Source organism: Streptomyces sp. NPDC102437 (assembly GCF_044765565.1).
GTDB lineage: Bacteria > Actinomycetota > Actinomycetes > Streptomycetales > Streptomycetaceae > Streptomyces.
In genome coordinates, this window is record NZ_JBIWKI010000003.1 from 147,596 (window position 1) to 166,088 (window position 18,493).

The following is an 18,493-nucleotide window of genomic DNA, read 5'->3' on the forward strand; positions in this document are numbered from 1 at the left end:
TTGTGCGATCCATCCACAGGGGTTTGGGTGGTGGGGAGGCACCGACAGAAGGAGGCCCGGCATGTCGTCCGACACCCCCGGGGACCACGGTCCGCCCGGCCAGTCCCCGCCCCTCGGCGAGGGTGAGGCGGAGGATTTACTGCGCTGCATCTGCTTCAAGACGGGACCGCCCCGAAGGGTCGGCGTGGAACTCGAATGGCTCATCCACGACCGGGAAAACCCCCGCGTCCCGGTCCCGCACCACCGCCTCGAGGCGGCCGCCGACGTCCTCCGGGCACTGCCCCTGGGCGCGGCCCTCACCTTCGAGCCCGGCGGCCAGCTGGAGCTCAGCTCGCGCCCCGCCGAATCCCTGATGGCGTGTATCGATGCCACCGCCGCCGATCTCACCGCCGTGCGTGACGCACTGGACCGGATGGACCTCGTGCCGGTGGGTCTCGGCGTCGACCCGTGGCACCCGCCGCGCCGTCTGCTGCACGAGTCCCGCTACGACGCCATGGAGGTCGCGTTCGACCGGTCGGGACCGGCCGGTCGCGCCATGATGTGCACCACCGCGTCCGTCCAGGTGTGTCTGGACGCCGGGGAGGAGGAGCCCGGTCCGCTCGGCTACGGGCGGCGCTGGCAGATGTCCCATCTGCTGGGCGCCGTCCTGGTGGCGGCGTTCGCGAACTCGTCCTTCCGGCTCGGCCGCCCGACGGTATGGCGGTCCGCCCGGCAGTCGCTCTGGACCGACCTCGATCCCTGGCGTTCCCTGGCGCCGCCCGGCCTGCTGCCGCCGCGCGACGCCTGGGCGGCGCATGTGATGGACACCCCGGTGATGTGCATCCGCAGCGACGGGGGCCCCTGGCCCGTGCCCGAGGGGCTGTCGTTCCGCGAATGGATCCGGACGGGCGCGCCGAGACCACCGGTGCGCGCCGATCTCGACTACCACATCAGCACCCTCTTCCCGCCCGTCCGCCCGCGCGGTCACCTGGAGCTGCGCATGATCGACGCACAGCACGGTGCGGACGGGTGGCTGGTGCCGCTCGCCGTCACCACCGCCCTGTTCGACGACCCGGAGGCCGCCGAGACCGTGTACCGCACCGTGAAACCGCTGGCCGAGACGGCCGGGGCGGAGCCGGCGCCGCGCAATCCGCTCTGGGTCGGCGCGGCCCGCGACGGCCTGGCCGATCCCGAACTGCGGGCCGCGGCGGTCACCTGCTTCGGGGCCGCGCTGGAGGCGCTGCCCCGGATGGGGGCCACGAAGGCCGTGCAGGACGCCGTGGCCGGCTTCAACGACCGTTTCGTCGCCCGGGGCCGATGTCCCGCCGACGATCTTCCCGAACTGCTGGCGCCGGGCTCGCCCGGCGGTGGTCCGGGCCGCCCCTGGGAGGGGTCCCGCTCATGAACGATGCCGCCACGCCCACCGGATCCGCACCCCGGTGGGCCGACCCCGAGGCGCTCCGCCAGCGCGCTCTTGCCGCGCTGCTCACCGCCCGCGACCGCACCGCACTGCTCACCGACAGTGTGGACGACCACGAACTGACCGCCCAGCACTCTCCGTTGATGTCGCCGCTGGTCTGGGACCTCGCGCACATCGGCAATCAGGAGGAGCTGTGGCTGCTGCGCGCGGTGGGCGGGCGGGAGGCGATGCGTCCGGAGATCGACGGACTGTACGACGCCTTCGAGCATCCCCGGGCGACCCGCCCCTCGCTGCCGCTGCTGGCCCCGGCCGAGGCGCGCTCGTACGCCGCGGAGGTACGCGGCCGGGCTCTGGACGTCCTGGACGGCACCGCACTGGACGGTGCCCGGCCACTGGTGCGGTCCGGTTTCGCCTTCGGGATGATCGCCCAGCACGAGCAACAGCACGACGAAACGATGCTGATCACCCATCAGCTCCGGTCGGGTCCGGCCGTGCTGACCGCGCCCCTACCCCCCACCCCCACCGACGCGGCTGGCCTTCCGGCCGAAGTCCTGGTCCCCGGAGGCCCGTTCACCATGGGTTCGTCCACCGAACCCTGGGCCCTGGACAACGAACGCCCGGCTCACGTGCGTGACGTACCGGGCTTCTTCATCGACACGACCCCGGTCACCTGCGGTGCGTACCAGGCGTTCATCGAGGACGGCGGCTACGCGGAGCGGCGCTGGTGGGCGCCCGAGGGGTGGGCGATGGTCCGTGAGCACGAACTGGCCGCTCCCCTCTTCTGGCACCGGGACGCCGGTCAGTGGCTGCGCCGTCGTTTCGGGGTCACCGAGGCGGTGCCCGGCAATGAACCGGTACTACATGTCAGCTGGTACGAGGCCGACGCGTATGCCCGCTGGGCCGGGCGCCGGCTGCCCACGGAGGCCGAGTGGGAGAAGGCGGCGCGCCACGACCCGGCGTCCGGGCGTTCGCGGCGCTATCCCTGGGGCGACGAGGACCCGTCCCCGGAGCTGGCGAACCTGGGTCAGCGCCATCTGCGGCCCGCACCGGCCGGGGCATATGCACAGGGACAATCTCCTTGTGGTGCACGGCAGTTGATCGGCGATGTGTGGGAGTGGACGTCGAGCGACTTCCTCCCCTACCCCGGTTTCGCGCCGTTCCCGTACCGCGAGTACTCCGAGGTGTTCTTCGGGCCGGCCCACAAGGTGCTGCGCGGCGGTTCGTTCGCCGTGGACCCGGTGGTGTGCCGGGGGACGTTCCGCAACTGGGACCTGCCGGTGCGCCGGCAGATCTTCTCCGGTTTCCGTACCGCGAGGGATATCTGATGTGTCGTCATATCGCTTACCTGGGACCGCTCGTTCCCCTGGGTGAGCTGCTGACGCGACCGCCGCACTCGCTGGTGCGCCAGTCCTGGGAACCGAGGCACCAGCGGTACGGGACCGTCAACGCGGACGGCTTCGGCGTGGGCTGGTACGCGGACGGCGATCCGGTGCCCGGACGCTACCGGCGCCGGGGCCCGGTCTGGGGCGACGAGACCTTCGCCGATCTGGCCAGGGTGGTGCGCAGCACGGCGCTGCTCGCCGCCGTCCGTGACGCCACCGAGGCGGGCGCCGACGGCGAGGCGGCGGCCGCGCCGTTCGCCGCCGGGCCGCTGCTGTTCAGCCACAACGGTGCGGTGACGGGCTGGCCGCACTCCGTGGCCCCGCTCGCCGCGACGCTGCCACCGGCCGAACTGCTCACCCTCACCGCGCGCTGCGACTCGGCCCTCGTCTGGGCCCTCGTACGGCACCGGTTGGCCGATGGCGACGAACTGCCGCAGGCGGTCTCCGACACCGTGCTCGACGTGGCCGCCGCGGCACCGGAATCCCGGCTGAACCTGCTGCTCACCGACGGCACGAAGATCGTGGCGACGGCCTGGGGCGACACCCTGTCGTATCTCACCGGTCCGGGCCTGCGCACGGTCGTGGCCTCGGAGCCGTACGACGACGATCCGCGCTGGCGCGCGGTCCCCGACCGCACGTTGCTGACGGCCACCCGCGCCGAAGTTCTGCTGACCCCGCTCAAGGAGCCCACCGCGTGAGTCCCTTTCTGCTGACCCGCACCCTGCCGGTGGACGCGACGGACGCGGCGCTGCGCGCCGACGTGCTGCACGGTCTGACCCGGCACCCGAAGACACTGCCGCCCAAGTGGTTCTACGACGCGCACGGCAGTGAACTGTTCGAGGAGATCACCCGACTGCCCGAGTACTATCCGACCCGCGCCGAGCGGGAGATCCTGATCGACCGCGCCGACGAGATCGCGCAGGCCTCCGGGGCACGGACCCTGATCGAGCTGGGGTCCGGATCGTCCGAGAAGACCCGGCACCTGCTGGACGCGCTGCCCGCGCTGCGCAGTTACGTGCCGGTCGATGTGAGCGAGAGCGCGCTGCGGGGGGCCTCCGAGGCGCTGCTCGCGCAGCGGCCCGAGCTGTCCGTGCACGCCCTGATCGCCGATTTCACCGGCGGTCTGGCGCTGCCGGACACCCCGGGGCCCAGGCTGATCGCGTTCCTGGGCGGCACGGTCGGCAACCTGCTGCCCGCCGAGCGCGCCGTGTTCCTGAAGTCCGTACGGTCGCTGCTCTCCCCCGGCGACGCGCTGCTGCTCGGCACGGACCTGGTGAAGGAGGAGAAGGTGCTGGTCGCCGCGTACGACGATGCGGCGGGGGTGACCGCGGAGTTCAACAGGAACGTGTTGCGGGTCGTGAACCGGGAGCTGGGGGCGAACTTCGACCCCGCCGGTTTCGATCACGTGGCGTTCTGGGATCCGGGGCATGAGTGGATCGAAATGCGGCTGCGGGCCCGTCGGGCACACACCGTGAAGATCCCGGAGCTGGATCTGGTGGTGCCCTTCGAGGCCGGCGAGGAGCTGCGTACCGAGGTGTCGGCCAAGTTCCGCGAGGAGGGTGTCCGGGCGGAACTGGACACCTCCGGGCTGCGGCTGGATCAGTGGTGGACGGATTCCGGCGGCCGGTTCGCGCTCTCGCTGGCGACGGCGGTCTGAGCGCGGCGGGCCAGTTCACGGCGGTCCGGCCGGCCGGCCGCCGAGATCTGCGGCAGTACGCGGATCTCGGCGGTCAGGCCTGCCGCCGTCACCACCCGCCACAGCGAGGCAACGAGCGGATCGTCGCCGACGAACGCGGCCGCACCGGCCGGTACGTTGCGTTCCGCCTGGGCGTTGTGTTCCGCCTGGGCGTTGTGTCCCACCGGGGCGTTGTGTCCCACCGGGGCGTTGTGCCCCGTCCGGCCGGTCCCGGTGCGCCGGGGCGGCGTGGTGCGGTAGGCGATGCGTACCGGCCGGACCTCGGCGTCCGCGTCGATCGCGGCCTGGAAGGCGGCGGGTGCGAACCGGCCTCCGGGGCCGCGCCCGCACCAGGTGGTGCCTTCCGGGAAGACGACCACCCGTGAACCGCCGCGCAGCGCCGCCCCGATGGTACGCACGGTCGTGGGCAGTGCGCGCAGTCGGTCGCGCTCGACGAAGAGCGTGCCGCCGCGTGCGGCGAGCGGGCCGAGCAGCGGCCAGCCGCGGATCTCGCTCTTGGCGAGCATCCGGCCGGGGAGAACGGCGGCGACGAGCGGGATGTCCAGCCATGAGATGTGGTTCGCGACGACGAGCATGCCCGTCGTGCCGAGGGCCCCGGCGGGTTCGACAGGAGCACCGACGATTCTTACCCGCACCCCGAAGGCACGCACGACGCCGTATGCCCAGCGCCGGATCAGCCGTTCCCGTCGTGCCGCGCCGAGCAGCGCCACGAACGGGGCGCCCAGCGCCCCGGCCATGATGCACAGGCATCCGGCGAGCAGCAGGGCCACGGCGGCCGGGCGGCACCGCACGCGGCCGTCATGAGCGGCGCAGGCGCCCGGGGTACAGGGAGCGGTGGGCAGCCAGGGGTTCATCGCAGCGGGGCGAGGGCGAGGAAGTGGCGCAGGTAGCGGGGGTCGGTGCGGCGCAGCGACAGCAGTATGTACAGGTCGGCGACGTTGAAGTCGGGATCGTGGGCGGGCGCCCCGCACACCCAGGCACCGAGGCGCAGATAGCCCCGGAGCAGCGGGGGCAACGTCGCGAGCCCGGTGGGCGGGGCCGTCTGGGCGGCCGTGGTGGGCTGCCAGAGGCGGTGCGGGGTGACCCAGTGGTCCTCGGGGGCCAGGTGCTTCGTCCGTACGGTCTCCCACGCACCGGCCGCCGCGGTGCCTCCGTCGGCGAGGGGAATGGAGCAGCAGCCGGCCAGCCAGTTGTGGCCGGTGCGTTCCATGTAGCGGGCGAGTCCGGCCCAGATCAGCGCTATGACGGCGCCGTCGCGGTGGGCCGGGTGGACGCAGGAGCGTCCGACCTCGACCAGATCGTCGCGGATCGGGCCGAGCCGGCCGAGGTCGAACTCGCCCTCCGCGTAGAGGCGTCCGGCGATCCGGGCCCGGTCGGGCGGCAGCACGCGGTAGGTGGCGACGACGTCGCCTGTGGTCTCCTCCCGGACCAGCAGATGGTCGCAGTACGCGTCGAACGCATCGCTGTCCAGGCCGGGTTCGGGTCCGTCGAGCCTGGCGCCCAGCTCACCGGCGAAGACCAGGTGGCGCAGCCGTTGGGCGGCGCGGACCTCGTCCTGGTCGGCGGCGAGGGACACCCGGTAGCGCGGCGGGGCGGGGGCGACGGGCTGCGCGGGAACGACGGGCGCGGTGGGAAGAGCGGTGACGGGCAGCGCGTTCATGACGGTCTCCGGGGACGGATCGGCAAGGTCGGCCGCCGGGCCGCCGCACTGGGTGCGAAGGCCCGGCCCCTTACTTCTTCCGTGATCGGCTGGATTCGACATGACCGCTCGGGAGAGCCGAAATGTGCGAAGGCTGAATCCCGGGGGCGGCCGGGTGTGGGGTGCGGGTCAGCTCGCGGTGAGCTTGGAGGTGATCTTCGCCGAGGCGGTCCTCGCCGCACGCTGCGGGTCGCTGCCCTCCAGCACCGCCGTCATGTACGGCTTGATCGGGTTGTCGGCCTCCACGTCCGCCCACTGCGGCGAGTTGGGGGTCGCGCGGCCCTTCGTGGCGCCGCGGGCCATCGCCGCGGTGCCTTCCTGGCCCAGGATGACGCGGGCGAGGTCGGGCTTGTTGGGCACGTAGCTCATCGTTCTGGCGAGTTCCTCCTGCCACTTCCGGCCCGCCAGCGCCTTGACCACTTCGATGCCTTCGGCGCGCTGGTCCGCCTTGTCCGGGACGATCAGGTCGGACCCGCCGGTGAAGACGGAGCCGGGCTCCTTCGCTGTCTTGCCCGGGATCGGGAAGTAGCCGAGTTTTCCCTTGAGTTCGGGATTCTTCTTCTCGATCTGCGCGACGGTGCCGGGCACCGAGATGATCTGTGCGACATTCCCTTCGGCGAACACATCGGCCTGCGGCGGCTTTTCCTCGTCGGCGTCCTTCGGACCGTCACCGAGCGCCTGTAGTTCCTTGTAGAAGCTCATGCCCCGCAGCGCGGCGGGAGTGTCCAGGGCGCCTTCCCACTGGCCGCCCTTCTCCTCGGCGAGTTCGCCGCCCTCGTCCCAGATGAATCCGGCGAGGACATACCAGTTCTGGCCCGCGAGGTAGATCCCCTGATTTCCGTTCCGGTTCAGCCGCTGACTGGCCGCGATCCACTCGTCCCGGGTCTTCGGCGGGTTCTTTATGCCTGCCTGCTCGAAGAGTTCCTTGTTGTAGATCACCACTCGGTTGGCCGCGTACCACGGAATGCCGTACTGCATGCCGCCGATGCTGCCGGGGTCGGCGAGGCCGGGCAGCCAGTCCTCGCTGCCGAGGTCACGTACGGACTCCAGGGTGAGATCGCGCAGGCCGCCGCTCTCCGCGTACTGGGCGACCTGGGTGTTCCCGACCTCGATGACGTCGGGTGTGTCCTCGCCCTTGAGTGCGCCGGTGACCTTCGGTCCGATTCCGCTCCAGCTCTGGAACTTGAACTCCAGCTCGACGGACGGGTGCTCGTCCTTGTACGCCTTGGTGAACCGCTTCAGGAAATCGGCGGAGACGCTGTCCTTCATCAGCCAGATCGTGACCTTCTTGCTGCCGGACGCCTCCGATCCGGAGAGCAGGCCACATCCCCCCAGGGCAAAAGTGGAGACGAGCGCGACGGCTCCGACGAGTATGCGGTTCTTCACCAGGTTCACCTTCTGCGAAACGGCACGGCTCAATTCAGGACCCGGTGTGGGGGACTGCGGGCGGCGCTCGCACGGGCGTGGCTGGATTTTGGTATGGACCATTGATTTGGTCAAGCGCCGTTCACAGCACATTCGCCGCTTCGACCTCTCGCGGACTCGGGCCGGTTGGGGCACCGTAGTAGGGACGAGAGGAGACATAAGATGTCAAATCACACCTACCGGGTCACCGAAATCGTCGGGACCTCGCACGAGGGCGTGGACGACGCCATCCGCAGAGGCGTCGCGAGAGCTTCTGAAACGTTGCACAATCTCGACTGGTTCGAGATCACTCAGGTGCGTGGCGAGATCAAGGAGGGCCGGGTGGAGCACTACCAGGTTGGCTTGAAAGTGGGCTTCCGGCTCGACGAGACGAGCTGATAGCCGCCGCCTGGTACCCACCAGCCCGCACCGCCGCCGCGGCGCGACCGGACCGCGGCCCTGTCCGGCCGGTCGCACGCCGCCGGGTTCAGGTACGGCCCTCCCGCTCCTGCGCGTCCTGGAGAGCCGCCGACGCCTTCGCCCAGCGGGCCCGTACCACGGTGAAACCGGCCTGCTCGGCCGCGTCACAGACGAGTTCGTCGTCATCGACCAGCATCCGGATCTCACGCTCCCGGCCCAGCCGCTTCAGGATCTCCAGCTTGGTGTGCCGGGCCGGCCTGCGGTCGCCGTCGCGGCGCATGTACACGCGCCCCTCGGGCAGTCCCTGTTCCGCCAGCCAGGCAACGGTGTCCCGGCGGCACCTCTCGGGCCGACCGGTGAGGTACCTGACCTCACAGCTCCCGGCGCTGTCGAGTGCCAGCCGTACGCCTTCGGCGAGCGGCGGGTCGTCGACGGCCGCGGCGAAGAAGCCGTCCCAGTCGCGCCGGCGCCCCTCCAGGTAGTGCTGCCGGTGGCCGCTGTCCGCGAGCGTGCCGTCCAAGTCGAATACGGCCAGGGGCCGGTGGTCGCTTCTCACACCCCCAGCAAATCAGACCAGCACGGCCACCAGCAGCAGTACGACGACGACCCCGGCCACCACCGCGGCCACCCGCAGGGACCTGCGTCTCGACCAGACCGGAAGCACCTGGGGACCGTCGGGTCCGGGAAAGACATGGAAGACGCGGTCTGGATGGTCCGGGATCGTGACCGCCACCAGCTGCAGCCACCTGATCTCGGCCCGTCTGGCCACCTCGTCCGGCCGGGGCGCGAGTGCCGATTCGACGGCCTCGACATGGGCGGGGTCCAGCGTCTCGGGCATCGACTCGCCGGCCGAGGTCAGTGTGGCGCGCTGCCACGCACCGGTGCGTCCGGTCTGCCGGCGGACCCGCAGCGGCGGCGCCGGGTCCGGCAGTTTCACCGTGCTCCACTGCGGCGCGTGCCCGACCGAGGCGCCCGTCCACAGGGTGATCAGGCCCGTGCCGTCGCACGGGGTGTGTTCCGTCGACCTCTCACCCTCGCAGACCGGGCAGTCCCGGAATCCGGTGTCGTCGCACTTCGGGCACTTCCTGGTGCCCCACCCCTGACATTGCGGGCAGGCGGTGCGGGGCTTGCGGCACTTCACGCAGGTGGTCCGTCCGGCCGCGCCCCGTTCCCGCGACGATCCGGCCGGCGCCCGGTCCTTGCGGCGTTCGCCCGTGCCGTCGCACCAGGTGCACGGCTCCACACCCTTGCAGGCCGGGCACAACGGTCCGGTCTCGCAGCGCAGTTTCCCCTTGGCCCGGCAGCGCGAACAGGGCTGCCGCCCTTCGTCGCAGCCGCAGGCCACCGTCCGCACGGAACCGTGGAGCACGAGCTCCACCTTCCGCGACCGGGCCGGATCCTTCGGCGGTTCGACCGGATGGTCGCGGAGCTCTCCTTCGTACGTCCCCAGTCCTGATATGTCGTACTTGCCGGGTCTGGACTCCGACTGCGTGCTGCGGGTCTCCACGGAGCGGACGATGCTCAGGTCGAGCATCGGAAGCCGGGTGATGTCGGCGCCGGTCCGCCGCAACTGCGGCCCCTGCCCCGGGCGGCCGATGTGCCGGGCGACCGCTTCCAGAATGTCGTCCTCGGACAGCGAGTCGGCCATGACGCCGCTTCCCCCTCCTCGCCGGCAGGCGCGCCTGCGCGCACGACGCAGCGTACGGTCGGCGCTGCCGGGGGCTCAAGAGGGCCGCAGGAGCAAGCCCATGAACGCCGCGGCACCCGTTGCTCACCGCGCGCACCCGCTCGCGCGCACGGATGGGTGATCACGCCCTCACGTTCCGCACGGATCGCAAAAGGTTGTACAGGATCCGCATGGATGCACCAGCGTTTGTAAAGCTATATTCAGGTTTGTGGCATCCAACGTTAACGATGTGAAGCGAATACTCCTGCGATCAGGGAAGAGCCCCTACGACGTCGTACCCGTCGAGCGCGCTCTGCACGAGGACGTGTTCGCCACCAACTCGGGCAACCTGATCTTCAGCGATGCCGCACACAAGATCCTTGAGACACCGCGTTCGCAGGTGGTGTCGAACGGGATCACCACCCGGGTCGCCGACGCCGACCGGATCAACAGCGAGTACGACGTCTTCGTCATCCCGCTCGCCAACGCCTTCCGACCCTCCTTCGAACCGCAGCTGGAGCGGCTGACCCAGCTCATCTCGAAGCTGAAGATCCCCGTCGTGGTCCCCGGTGTCGGAGCCCAGACCGGCGTCAACTACTCCGCGGACCGGCTGAAGCCGATGCAGTCCACGGTCTACGCGTTCGTCTCCGCCGTACTCGACCACAGCGCCTCCATCGGCGTGCGCGGCGAGTTCACCGAGCGATATCTGCGGGACATGGGATTCCGCGACGTCGATGTCATCGGCTGCCCCTCGATGTTCCTCAACGGCAACAGGCTCACCATCCGGGAGGACGGCCGGGCGCTCGGGCCCGAGTCCCGCGTCGCCGTCAACGGATCGCACGACGCGGTGCGCAAGCACAAGCTCGGGCAGATCATCGACCGCACCCACGCGCGCTACCCGCACCTGCGGTTCATCGGCCAGAACCTCTCCGACGCCCGTCAGCTGCACTGGCGCGACCTGTCCCACCCGAACGCCGCGGTGACCGCCATCCCCACCCACCCCGACCACCCCATGTTCGAGGAGGGCAAGGTCCGGGTCTACATCGACCCGGTCACCTGGATGGACGACCTGAGGGGCTTCGATTTCTCCTTCGGGTCCCGGATCCACGGCAACATCGCGGCGCTGCTGGCCGGAACGCCGGCCACGGTGCTCTGCGGCGACTCCCGGACGCTGGAGCTGTGCCGCTACTTCGACATCCCGCACCGGATGCTCTCCAAGGTCCCGGCCGACCTCGACCCCGCCGACCTCCACGCCGCGGCGGACTTCGGGCCGCTGATGCGCGGTCACCAGGAGCGGTTCGACCGGTTCATGAACTTCCTCGACAAGAACGGTCTGGAGAACACCTTCACCCACGGCGACGGCGGTGCGGCCTTCGAGAAGCGGATGAGCGGGCTGTCCTTCCCGCCGGGCGTCCGCCCCTGGGTCGGCTCCGACCCCGCCACGATGGCGGCACGGCTGAACTGGCTGCAGACCCAGCTGACCGAACTCACCGCCGAGAACACCCGGCTCAAGCGCAAGGTCCAGAAGAACGCCTCGCTGCCCGCCCAGCGGTCCACGTACCAGCGCGCCCGCAGCGTCGTGGGAAGGCCCATCAAGCGCGCACTGCGTCCCTCCCGGTAGGGCCAGGGGCTTCCGCACCGATCCGCAGGGCCGGCCCCGCAGGGGCACCGGAGTCACGGACCGCCTCGCGATGTCTAGAATCAGACTGTTTGTCCCTAGGGTCTGTCCGACCGTGATCCGCCGGACAGGCCCAGGCCGTCGGCCCTGCCCCGATCTGTACGGAGTGCCCGCGCACATGTCCACCCCCCACGATCCGTACGTCCGGGTGCGCGGCGCCCGTGAGCACAACCTCCAGGACGTCTCGGTCGACATCCCGCGCGACACCCTCACCGTCTTCACCGGTGTCTCCGGCTCCGGGAAGTCCTCCCTCGCGTTCGGGACGATCTACGCCGAGGCCCAGCGCCGCTACTTCGAGTCGGTCGCCCCGTACGCGCGCCGGCTGATCCATCAGGTCGGCGCGCCCGCGGTCGGCGAGGTCACCGGACTGCCGCCCGCGGTCTCCCTGGAGCAGCGCCGCTCGGCGCCCGGCGCCCGTTCGTCCGTCGGTACGGTCACCACGCTCTCCAACTTCCTGCGCATGCTGTTCTCCCGGGCCGGGGACTACCCGGCCGGTGCCGAGCGGCTCGACTCCGACGCCTTCTCGCCCAACACCGCCGCCGGGGCGTGCCCGCAGTGCCACGGGCTCGGCCTGATCCACCGCACCACCGAGGAGCTGCTGGTACCCGACCCCTCGCTGTCGATCCGGGACGGTGCGATCGCCGCCTGGCCCGGGGCGTGGCAGGGCAAGAACCTGCGCGATGTACTGGACGCGCTGGGGTACGACATCGACCGGCCGTGGGGCGAGCTGGGCGCCGAGGAGCGGGAGTGGATCCTGTTCACCCACGAGCAGCCGGTGGTGACGGTCCATCCGGTACGGGAGGCGGGGCGCATCCAACGCCCCTACCAGGGCACGTACATGAGTGCCCGGCGCTATGTGATGCACACCTTCGCGGAGTCCAAGAGCCGCACGTTGCGGGCGAAGGCGGAGCGGTTCCTGGCCAGTGCCCCGTGTCCGGCCTGCGGCGGCAGCCGGCTGCGCCCCCAGGCGATGGCCGTCACCTTCGCCGGCCGTACGATCGCGGAGCTGGCCGCCTTGCCGCTGACCTCGCTCGCCGAGCTGCTGCGCGCGGCGGGCGGCAGCGAGACGGCCCGGGTGCTGACGGCGGATCTGCTCGCCCGGATCGAGACGGTCACCGAGCTAGGCCTCGGCTATCTCAGCCTCGACCGCACCGCCCCGACCCTGTCCTCCGGCGAGCTGCAACGGCTGCGCCTGGCCACCCAGTTGCGCTCGGGGCTCTTCGGGGTCGTCTACGTGCTGGACGAGCCGTCGGCCGGCCTCCATCCGGCGGACACCGAGTCGCTGCTCGGGGTGCTGGGCCGGCTGAAGGAGGCCGGGAACTCGGTCTTCGTCGTGGAGCACCAGATGGATGTGGTGCGCCGGGCCGACTGGCTGGTCGACGTGGGGCCGCTGGCCGGTGAGCACGGGGGCCGGGTGCTGCACAGCGGGCCACCGGCCGAGCTCGCGGAGGTGACGGAGTCGGCCACCCGGCGCTTCCTCTTCGACGACGGGCCCGCACCGCAGCGGAAGGTTCGTACGCCGTCGGGCCTGCTGAGGCTGAACGGGGTCGACCGGCACAATGTCCGGGGCGTGGACGCCGAGTTCCCGCTCGGCGTCTTCACGGCCGTCACCGGGGTATCGGGATCGGGTAAGTCGACGCTGGTCGGCCAGGTCCTGGCCGGTGCGTTCGCCGACCGGCAGGCCGACGCCGCGGAACCGGCCGGGGAGCGCCCCGCCCCCTGGTGCGCCTCGGCGCAGGGGCTGGAGGCGGTGGACCGTCTCGTACAGGTCGACCAGCGGCCGATCGGCCGTACCCCCCGGTCCAATCTGGCCACGTACACCGGGCTCTTCGACGTCGTACGAAAGCTGTTCGCCGCGACGGAGACGGCGCGGGAGCGCGGCTACCGGGCCGGGCGGTTCTCCTTCAACGTGGCGGGCGGGCGGTGCGAGACCTGTCAGGGTGAGGGCTTCGTCTCCGTGGAGCTGCTCTTCCTGCCCAGTACGTACGCGCCCTGCCCGGACTGCCACGGTGCGCGGTACAACCCGCAGACCCTGGAGGTCACCCTGCGCGGTCTGGACATCGCTCAGGTTCTGGACCTGACGGTGGAGTCGGCGGCCGGGTTCTTCGCGGATACGCCGGCCGCCGAGCGCAGTCTGCGGACCCTGCTCGACGTCGGGCTCGGCTATCTGCGGCTCGGTCAGCCCGCGACGGAGCTGTCCGGCGGCGAGGCCCAGCGCATCAAGCTCGCCACCGAGCTCCAGCGGACCCGCCGGGGCCACACCCTGTATCTGCTGGACGAGCCGACGACGGGACTGCACCCCGCCGATGTCGAGGTGCTGATGCGGCAGTTGCACGGTCTCGTCGACGCGGGCGACACGGTGGTGGTCGTGGAGCACGACATGACGGTGGTCGCGGCTGCCGACCGGGTGATCGATCTGGGCCCCGGCGGCGGCGACCGGGGCGGCCGGATCGTGGCGGCGGGGACGCCGATGGACGTGGCCCGGTCCCCGGAGAGCCGTACGGCTCCTTACCTCCGGACCGCACTCCGTCTCGACTGACACCTGGGGTTCGTCGAGCGGCTACGCGAAGCAGTCGGTGACGTTCACCACCGGTTCGTCCGGCGCGGTGAGCGTCTATCTGCACGGCTGGTACGGACAGGGCACGGTCTACGGCGACGACATCTCCGTGACGTCCTGATCCGCCGGAGCGGCTGAGACTTCCCGGCCCCGGAGGCGGGCGGCCTCCGGGGCCGGGAACTCGCGCTCCGCTCAGCGGCGGACCTTGCGGGTCGCCCGCAGCCACTCCTTGTTCATGGCCGAGATCGACGGCAGCGGGATGCCCTTGGGGCAGGCGGTGGCGCACTCGCCGGTGAGGGTGCAGCCGCCGAAGCCCTCGCTGTCCATCTGGCCGACCATGTCCAGGACCCGGGTCTCGCGCTCCGGGGCACCCTGCGGCAGCACGTTGAGGTGGTTGATCTTCGCCGAGGTGAAGAGCATCGCCGAGCCGTTGGGGCAGGCCGCGACGCAGGCGCCGCAGCCGATGCACTCGGCGTGCTCGAAGGCGAAGTCCGCGTCCGGCTTGGGCACCGGGGTGGCATGCGCCTCGGGGGCGGTGCCGGTCGGGGCGGAGATGTAGCCGCCCGCCTGGATGATCCGGTCGAAAGCCGAGCGGTCCACGACCAGGTCCTTGACGACGGGGAAGGCGGAGGCACGCCACGGTTCGATGTCGATCGTGTCGCCGTCCTCGAAGGACCGCATGTGGAGCTGGCAGGTGGTGGTGCGCTCGGGGCCGTGGGCATCGCCGTTGATGACGAGGCTGCACGCGCCGCAGATGCCCTCGCGGCAGTCGTGGTCGAAGGCGACGGGGTCGTCGCCGGCGAGGATCAGTTCCTCGTTGAGGGTGTCGAGCATCTCCAGGAACGACATGTCCTGCGAGATGCCGTCCACCTCGTAGGTGGACATGGCGCCGGGTGCGTCGGCGTTCTTCTGGCGCCAGACGCGCAGGGTGAGCTTCATGCGTAGCTCCGCTGAGTGGGGTGGACGTACTCGAAGACGAGGTCTTCCTTGTGCAGGACGGGGGCCTCGCCGGTGCCGGAGAACTCCCAGGCGGCGGCGTAGGAGAACTCCTCGTCCCGGCGGGCGGCTTCGCCGTCCGGGGTCTGCGACTCCTCGCGGAAGTGGCCTCCGCAGGATTCGGCGCGGTGCAGTGCGTCGAGGCACATGAGCTCGGCGAGCTCCAGGTAGTCGACGATACGGTTGGCCTTCTCCAGCGACTGGTTGAACTCCTCACCGGTGCCGGGCACCTTGATGCGGCGCCAGAATTCCTCGCGGATCTGCGGGATGCGTTCGAGCGCGGTCCGCAGCCCGTCCTCGGTGCGGGCCATTCCGCAGTACTCCCACATGAGTTCACCGATCTCCCGGTGGAAGGAGTCGGGGGTGCGGTCGCCGTCGACGGAGAGCAGCAGATTGAGCCGGTCCTCGGTGTCGGCGACGGCCTCCTCCACCGCGGGGTGCGAGGCGTCGACCGCCTCGTGGTGCGGATTGCGGGCCAGGTAGTCGTTGATCGTCGACGGGAGGACGAAGTAGCCGTCGGCGAGGCCCTGCATCAGCGCGGACGCGCCGAGCCGGTTGGCGCCGTGGTCGGAGAAGTTGGCCTCACCGATGGCGAAGAGGCCGGGGATGGTGGTCTGGAGGTCGTAGTCGACCCAGAGGCCGCCCATCGTGTAGTGCACGGCGGGGTAGATCCGCATCGGGGTCTCGTACGGGTTCTCCGCCGTGATCCGGGCGTACATGTCGAAGAGGTTGCCGTACTTCTCCTCGACCTTGTCCCGGCCCATCCGCTGGATGGCCTCGGCGAAGTCCAGGTAGACGCCCTGGCCGCCGGGGCCGACGCCGCGCCCCTCGTCGCAGACGTTCTTCGCGGCGCGGGAGGCGATGTCCCTGGGGACGAGGTTGCCGAAGGCGGGGTAGATGCGCTCCAGGTAGTAGTCGCGCTCGTCCTCGGGGATCTCATTGGCGGGACGGTCGTCGCCCTTGGCCTTCGGGACCCAGATCCGGCCGTCGTTGCGCAGCGACTCGCTCATCAGCGTCAGCTTGGACTGGTGGTCGCCGGTGCGCGGGATGCAGGTGGGGTGGATCTGGGTGAAGCAGGGGTTGGCGAAGTAGGCGCCGCGGCGGTGGGCGCGCCAGACGGCGGTGGCGTTGGAGTTCATGGCGTTCGTCGACAGGTAGAAGACGTTGCCGTAGCCGCCGCTGGCCAGGACGACCGCGTCGGCGAAGTAGGTGTCGATCTTCCCGGTGACGAGGTCGCGGGCGACGATCCCACGGGCCTTGCCGTCGACGACGACCAGGTCGAGCATCTCGGTACGGGCATGCAGTTCGACGTTGCCCGCGGCGATCTGCCGGGACAGCGCCTGGTAGGCGCCGAGCAGGAGCTGCTGTCCGGTCTGGCCCCGGGCGTAGAAGGTGCGGGAGACCTGGACGCCGCCGAAGGAGCGGTTGTCGAGGAGGCCGCCGTACTCGCGGGCGAAGGGTACGCCCTGGGCGACGCACTGGTCGATGATCTCGACGGAGATCTGGGCGAGCCGGTGGACATTGGACTCGCGGGCCCGGAAGTCGCCGCCCTTGACGGTGTCGTAGAAGAGGCGGTGGATCGAGTCGCCGTCGTTGCGATAGTTCTTCGCGGCGTTGATTCCGCCCTGGGCGGCGACGGAGTGGGCACGGCGGGGCGAGTCCTGGAAGCAGAACTGGACGACGTGGTAGCCCTGTTCGGCCAGCGTCGCGCCGGCCGAGCCGCCGGCCAGGCCGGTGCCGACGACGATGACGGTGTGCTTGCGGCGGTTGGCCGGGTTGACCAGCTTGGCCTGGAAGCGGCGGGTGTCCCAGCGTTCGGCGACGGGGCCCTCGGGGGCCTTCGTGTCGACGACGGGCGCGCCGGTCTCGTAGTGCGAGTAGTCGGTCATGTCAGCTCACGACTCCGGTCATGACGGCGACGGGTACGGAGATGAAGCCCAGCGTCAGCACCGCGGCGAGGGCGTTGGCGATGGTCTTGAGGACGCGGTCACGGGTCGCGTTCCCCGCGCCGAGGGTCTGGGCGGCGCTCCAGAAGCCGTGCTGGACGTGGAGTCCGAGGGCGAGCATGGCGACGATGTAGATCGTGTTGCCGTACCAGGTGGAGAAGGTGTCGATGACGTTCTGGTACGGGTGGCCTGACTGGAATCCGCCGGAGTGCACGGTGCCCGTCGTCAGGTCGAGGATGTGCCAGACGATGAACAGGGCGAGGATGATCCCGCCCCAGCGCATGGTGCGGGTGGCATAGGTGGCACGCGGCTTCCGGTGCACGTACTTGGCGGGGCGCGCCTTGATGTCGCGGCGGCTGAGCTGGTACGCGGAAACGGCGTGCAGCACCACCGCCGCGACGAGCACGACGCGGACGATCCACAGGGCCCACTCGTAGTGCAGGAAGGGCTCGCCCATGGTCCGCAGCCAGTGCGCGTAGTGGTTGAACTCGCCGGACCCGAAGAAGATCTTCAGGTTGCCGATCATGTGGACGACCAAGTAGAGGAGCATGATCAGGCCACTCACGGCCATGACCGTCTTCTTGCCGAGGGACGAGTCCCAGAGCGTACGCGTCATGGACGGCCGTCGGTCCGTCCGGGTTGCCAATGCCATGGACACGACGCTAGAACCGATCCACCTCATCAGTCCAAGACATGGAACAGCTCATGTTCATAGGCTGAGGCTATCGACCTCGGTAGGGTGGGTGTATGCAGTTCCAGCAGCTGATGTATTTCGTGGCCGTGGCCGAGACCCGGCACTTCACCCGGGCCGCCGAGGAGGTCCATGTTTCGCAGCCCTCGCTCTCCCAGCAGATCCGGGCGCTGGAGAGCGAGCTGGGGGCGGAGCTGTTCAGCCGGGCGCGCGGAAACATCACGCTGACCGACGCGGGCGAGGCCCTGCTGCCGCTGGCCCGCCGGATCCTCGCGGACGCGGACACCGCACGCCACGAGGTGCAGGAGCTGGCGCAGCTGCGCCGGGGCCGGGTCCGGCTGGGCGCCACGCCCAGCCTCTGCACCGGCCTGCTCCCCGACGTGCTGCGCGCCTTCCACGACCGGCACCCGGGGATCCAGCTGCTGCTGGAGGAGGGCGGCTCGCTCGACCTGGTGCGGGAGCTGGCGCGGGGCGCGCTCGATCTCGCGCTGGTGGTGCTGCCACTGCCCGCCGCGTCGCCCGCGCTGACCACGGTGGAGCTGCTCCGCGAGGACCTGGTCGTGGTGTCCTCGGCGCGGGAGCCGAGGCCCGGCCGGGGCGGGAGCGTACGGATCGCCGACCTCCAGGGCGAGCCCCTGGTGATGTTCCGGCACGGCTACGACCTGCGGGAGCTGACGGTGGCCGCCTGCCGGGCGGAGGGTTTCGAGCCGTCGTTCACGGTGGAGGGCGGCGAGATGGACGCCGTGCTCGGCTTCGTACGGGCGGGGCTCGGGGTCGCCGTGGTGCCGAGCATGGTCGCCGTCCGCTCCGGCCACGACCTGCGGACCACACCGCTGGCCCGCCCCGGGCTGCGGCGCACGATCGCGCTCGCGCACCGCAGCGACGTGGCTCCACCGCGCGCGGCACGCGAGCTCCAGGAGGTGCTGCTCGCCGCCGGACGTGCCTGAGCGCCAAGGCGG

Annotated in this window: 16 protein-coding genes; 8 read left to right on the forward strand and 8 right to left on the reverse strand. The window is 70.7% G+C overall.

Features of this window, described 5'->3' with window-relative positions; genetic code table 11:
• Positions 1–61 precede the first annotated feature (61 nt).
• Genes egtA through egtD form a run of 4 tightly spaced genes read left to right on the forward strand, consistent with a single transcriptional unit; the run spans position 62 to position 4,438 of the window.
• Entirely contained in the window at positions 62–1,384 is a 1,323-nt protein-coding gene (gene egtA / locus ACIRJP_RS05685) for an ergothioneine biosynthesis glutamate--cysteine ligase EgtA (RefSeq protein ID WP_404168466.1), read from the forward strand.
• Complete coding sequence (gene egtB / locus ACIRJP_RS05690) at positions 1,381–2,724, forward strand: ergothioneine biosynthesis protein EgtB (RefSeq protein ID WP_404168468.1); 1,344 nt, start codon at positions 1,381–1,383, stop codon at positions 2,722–2,724. The genes egtA and egtB overlap by 4 nt, the downstream gene beginning before the upstream one ends.
• The gene (gene egtC / locus ACIRJP_RS05695) at positions 2,724–3,479 is read left to right on the forward strand and encodes an ergothioneine biosynthesis protein EgtC (RefSeq protein ID WP_404168470.1); all 756 of its coding nucleotides are present in this window, start codon (positions 2,724–2,726) and stop codon (positions 3,477–3,479) included. Before egtB ends, egtC begins: the two co-directional genes overlap by 1 nt.
• On the forward strand, positions 3,476–4,438 hold the full coding sequence (egtD, locus tag ACIRJP_RS05700) for an L-histidine N(alpha)-methyltransferase (protein WP_404168472.1): 963 nt from the start codon (positions 3,476–3,478) through the stop codon (positions 4,436–4,438). Before egtC ends, egtD begins: the two co-directional genes overlap by 4 nt.
• Here the strand turns inward: egtD and ACIRJP_RS05705 are convergent.
• The 3 genes from ACIRJP_RS05705 to ACIRJP_RS05715 form a co-directional block, all read right to left on the reverse strand.
• Entirely contained in the window at positions 4,381–5,331 is a 951-nt protein-coding gene (locus ACIRJP_RS05705) for a lysophospholipid acyltransferase family protein (RefSeq protein ID WP_404168474.1), read from the reverse strand. The genes egtD and ACIRJP_RS05705 overlap by 58 nt on opposite strands.
• Complete coding sequence (locus tag ACIRJP_RS05710) at positions 5,328–6,137, reverse strand: GNAT family N-acetyltransferase (RefSeq protein ID WP_404168476.1); 810 nt, start codon at positions 6,135–6,137, stop codon at positions 5,328–5,330. The genes ACIRJP_RS05705 and ACIRJP_RS05710 overlap by 4 nt, the downstream gene beginning before the upstream one ends.
• 168 nt (positions 6,138–6,305) lie before the next feature.
• The gene (locus ACIRJP_RS05715) at positions 6,306–7,562 is read right to left on the reverse strand and encodes an extracellular solute-binding protein (RefSeq protein WP_404168478.1); all 1,257 of its coding nucleotides are present in this window, start codon (positions 7,560–7,562) and stop codon (positions 6,306–6,308) included.
• 201 nt (positions 7,563–7,763) lie between these two features.
• On the opposite strand from ACIRJP_RS05715, the gene ACIRJP_RS05720 reads away from it, so the two are divergent.
• Positions 7,764–7,979, forward strand: a complete 216-nt coding sequence (locus ACIRJP_RS05720) for a dodecin (RefSeq protein ID WP_404168480.1) — start codon at positions 7,764–7,766, stop codon at positions 7,977–7,979.
• Between the two features lie 88 nt (positions 7,980–8,067).
• On the opposite strand, the gene ACIRJP_RS05725 is transcribed toward ACIRJP_RS05720, so the two are convergent.
• Together ACIRJP_RS05725 and ACIRJP_RS05730 are read right to left on the reverse strand one after the other, a co-directional pair.
• The gene (locus tag ACIRJP_RS05725; RefSeq protein WP_404168482.1) at positions 8,068–8,556 is read right to left on the reverse strand and encodes a hypothetical protein; all 489 of its coding nucleotides are present in this window, start codon (positions 8,554–8,556) and stop codon (positions 8,068–8,070) included.
• Positions 8,557–8,568: 12 nt separating this feature from the next.
• Entirely contained in the window at positions 8,569–9,648 is a 1,080-nt protein-coding gene (locus ACIRJP_RS05730; protein ID WP_404168484.1) for a hypothetical protein, read from the reverse strand.
• Between the two features lie 247 nt (positions 9,649–9,895).
• On the opposite strand from ACIRJP_RS05730, the gene ACIRJP_RS05735 reads away from it, so the two are divergent.
• Together ACIRJP_RS05735 and uvrA are read left to right on the forward strand one after the other, a co-directional pair.
• Positions 9,896–11,287 carry a polysaccharide pyruvyl transferase family protein gene (locus ACIRJP_RS05735; protein WP_404168486.1) on the forward strand — a complete coding sequence of 464 codons (1,392 nt, stop codon included), beginning with the start codon at positions 9,896–9,898 and terminating at the stop codon, positions 11,285–11,287.
• 175 nt (positions 11,288–11,462) lie between these two features.
• Positions 11,463–13,883, forward strand: a complete 2,421-nt coding sequence (gene uvrA / locus ACIRJP_RS05740) for an excinuclease ABC subunit UvrA (RefSeq protein ID WP_404168488.1) — start codon at positions 11,463–11,465, stop codon at positions 13,881–13,883.
• Between the two features lie 210 nt (positions 13,884–14,093).
• On the opposite strand, the gene ACIRJP_RS05745 is transcribed toward uvrA, so the two are convergent.
• Genes ACIRJP_RS05745 through ACIRJP_RS05755 form a run of 3 tightly spaced genes read right to left on the reverse strand, consistent with a single transcriptional unit; the run spans position 14,094 to position 17,495 of the window.
• Positions 14,094–14,840: a succinate dehydrogenase/fumarate reductase iron-sulfur subunit gene (locus tag ACIRJP_RS05745; RefSeq protein WP_072488934.1), complete on the reverse strand. Its 747-nt coding sequence runs from the start codon at positions 14,838–14,840 to the stop codon at positions 14,094–14,096.
• Entirely contained in the window at positions 14,837–16,786 is a 1,950-nt protein-coding gene (locus tag ACIRJP_RS05750) for a fumarate reductase/succinate dehydrogenase flavoprotein subunit (RefSeq protein ID WP_376635878.1), read from the reverse strand. The genes ACIRJP_RS05745 and ACIRJP_RS05750 overlap by 4 nt, the downstream gene beginning before the upstream one ends.
• A 1-nt stretch (position 16,787) precedes the next feature.
• Positions 16,788–17,495 (reverse strand): succinate dehydrogenase, encoded by a 708-nt coding sequence (locus tag ACIRJP_RS05755; protein WP_404168491.1) that lies wholly within the window; start codon positions 17,493–17,495, stop codon positions 16,788–16,790.
• A 95-nt stretch (positions 17,496–17,590) separates the two neighbouring features.
• Here ACIRJP_RS05755 and ACIRJP_RS05760 point away from each other — a divergent pair, with 95 nt between their 5' ends.
• Positions 17,591–18,481 carry a LysR family transcriptional regulator gene (locus ACIRJP_RS05760; RefSeq protein ID WP_404168493.1) on the forward strand — a complete coding sequence of 297 codons (891 nt, stop codon included), beginning with the start codon at positions 17,591–17,593 and terminating at the stop codon, positions 18,479–18,481.
• Positions 18,482–18,493 lie beyond the last annotated feature (12 nt).

What these genes read in the sequence shown, in the direction of transcription:
- egtA (WP_404168466.1), top strand. Translation starts at nt 62, where the DNA reads ATGTCGTCCGACACCCCCGGGGACCACGGTCCGCCCGGCCAGTCCCCG.
- egtB (WP_404168468.1), top strand. Translation starts at nt 1,381, where the DNA reads ATGAACGATGCCGCCACGCCCACCGGATCCGCACCCCGGTGGGCCGAC.
- egtC (WP_404168470.1), top strand. Translation starts at nt 2,724, where the DNA reads ATGTGTCGTCATATCGCTTACCTGGGACCGCTCGTTCCCCTGGGTGAG.
- ACIRJP_RS05705 (WP_404168474.1), bottom strand. Translation starts at nt 5,331, where the DNA reads ATGAACCCCTGGCTGCCCACCGCTCCCTGTACCCCGGGCGCCTGCGCC.
- ACIRJP_RS05710 (WP_404168476.1), bottom strand. Translation starts at nt 6,137, where the DNA reads ATGAACGCGCTGCCCGTCACCGCTCTTCCCACCGCGCCCGTCGTTCCC.
- ACIRJP_RS05720 (WP_404168480.1), top strand. Translation starts at nt 7,764, where the DNA reads ATGTCAAATCACACCTACCGGGTCACCGAAATCGTCGGGACCTCGCAC.
- ACIRJP_RS05730 (WP_404168484.1), bottom strand. Translation starts at nt 9,648, where the DNA reads ATGGCCGACTCGCTGTCCGAGGACGACATTCTGGAAGCGGTCGCCCGG.
- uvrA (WP_404168488.1), top strand. Translation starts at nt 11,463, where the DNA reads ATGTCCACCCCCCACGATCCGTACGTCCGGGTGCGCGGCGCCCGTGAG.
- ACIRJP_RS05745 (WP_072488934.1), bottom strand. Translation starts at nt 14,840, where the DNA reads ATGAAGCTCACCCTGCGCGTCTGGCGCCAGAAGAACGCCGACGCACCC.
- ACIRJP_RS05750 (WP_376635878.1), bottom strand. Translation starts at nt 16,786, where the DNA reads ATGACCGACTACTCGCACTACGAGACCGGCGCGCCCGTCGTCGACACG.
- ACIRJP_RS05755 (WP_404168491.1), bottom strand. Translation starts at nt 17,495, where the DNA reads ATGGCATTGGCAACCCGGACGGACCGACGGCCGTCCATGACGCGTACG.
- ACIRJP_RS05760 (WP_404168493.1), top strand. Translation starts at nt 17,591, where the DNA reads ATGCAGTTCCAGCAGCTGATGTATTTCGTGGCCGTGGCCGAGACCCGG.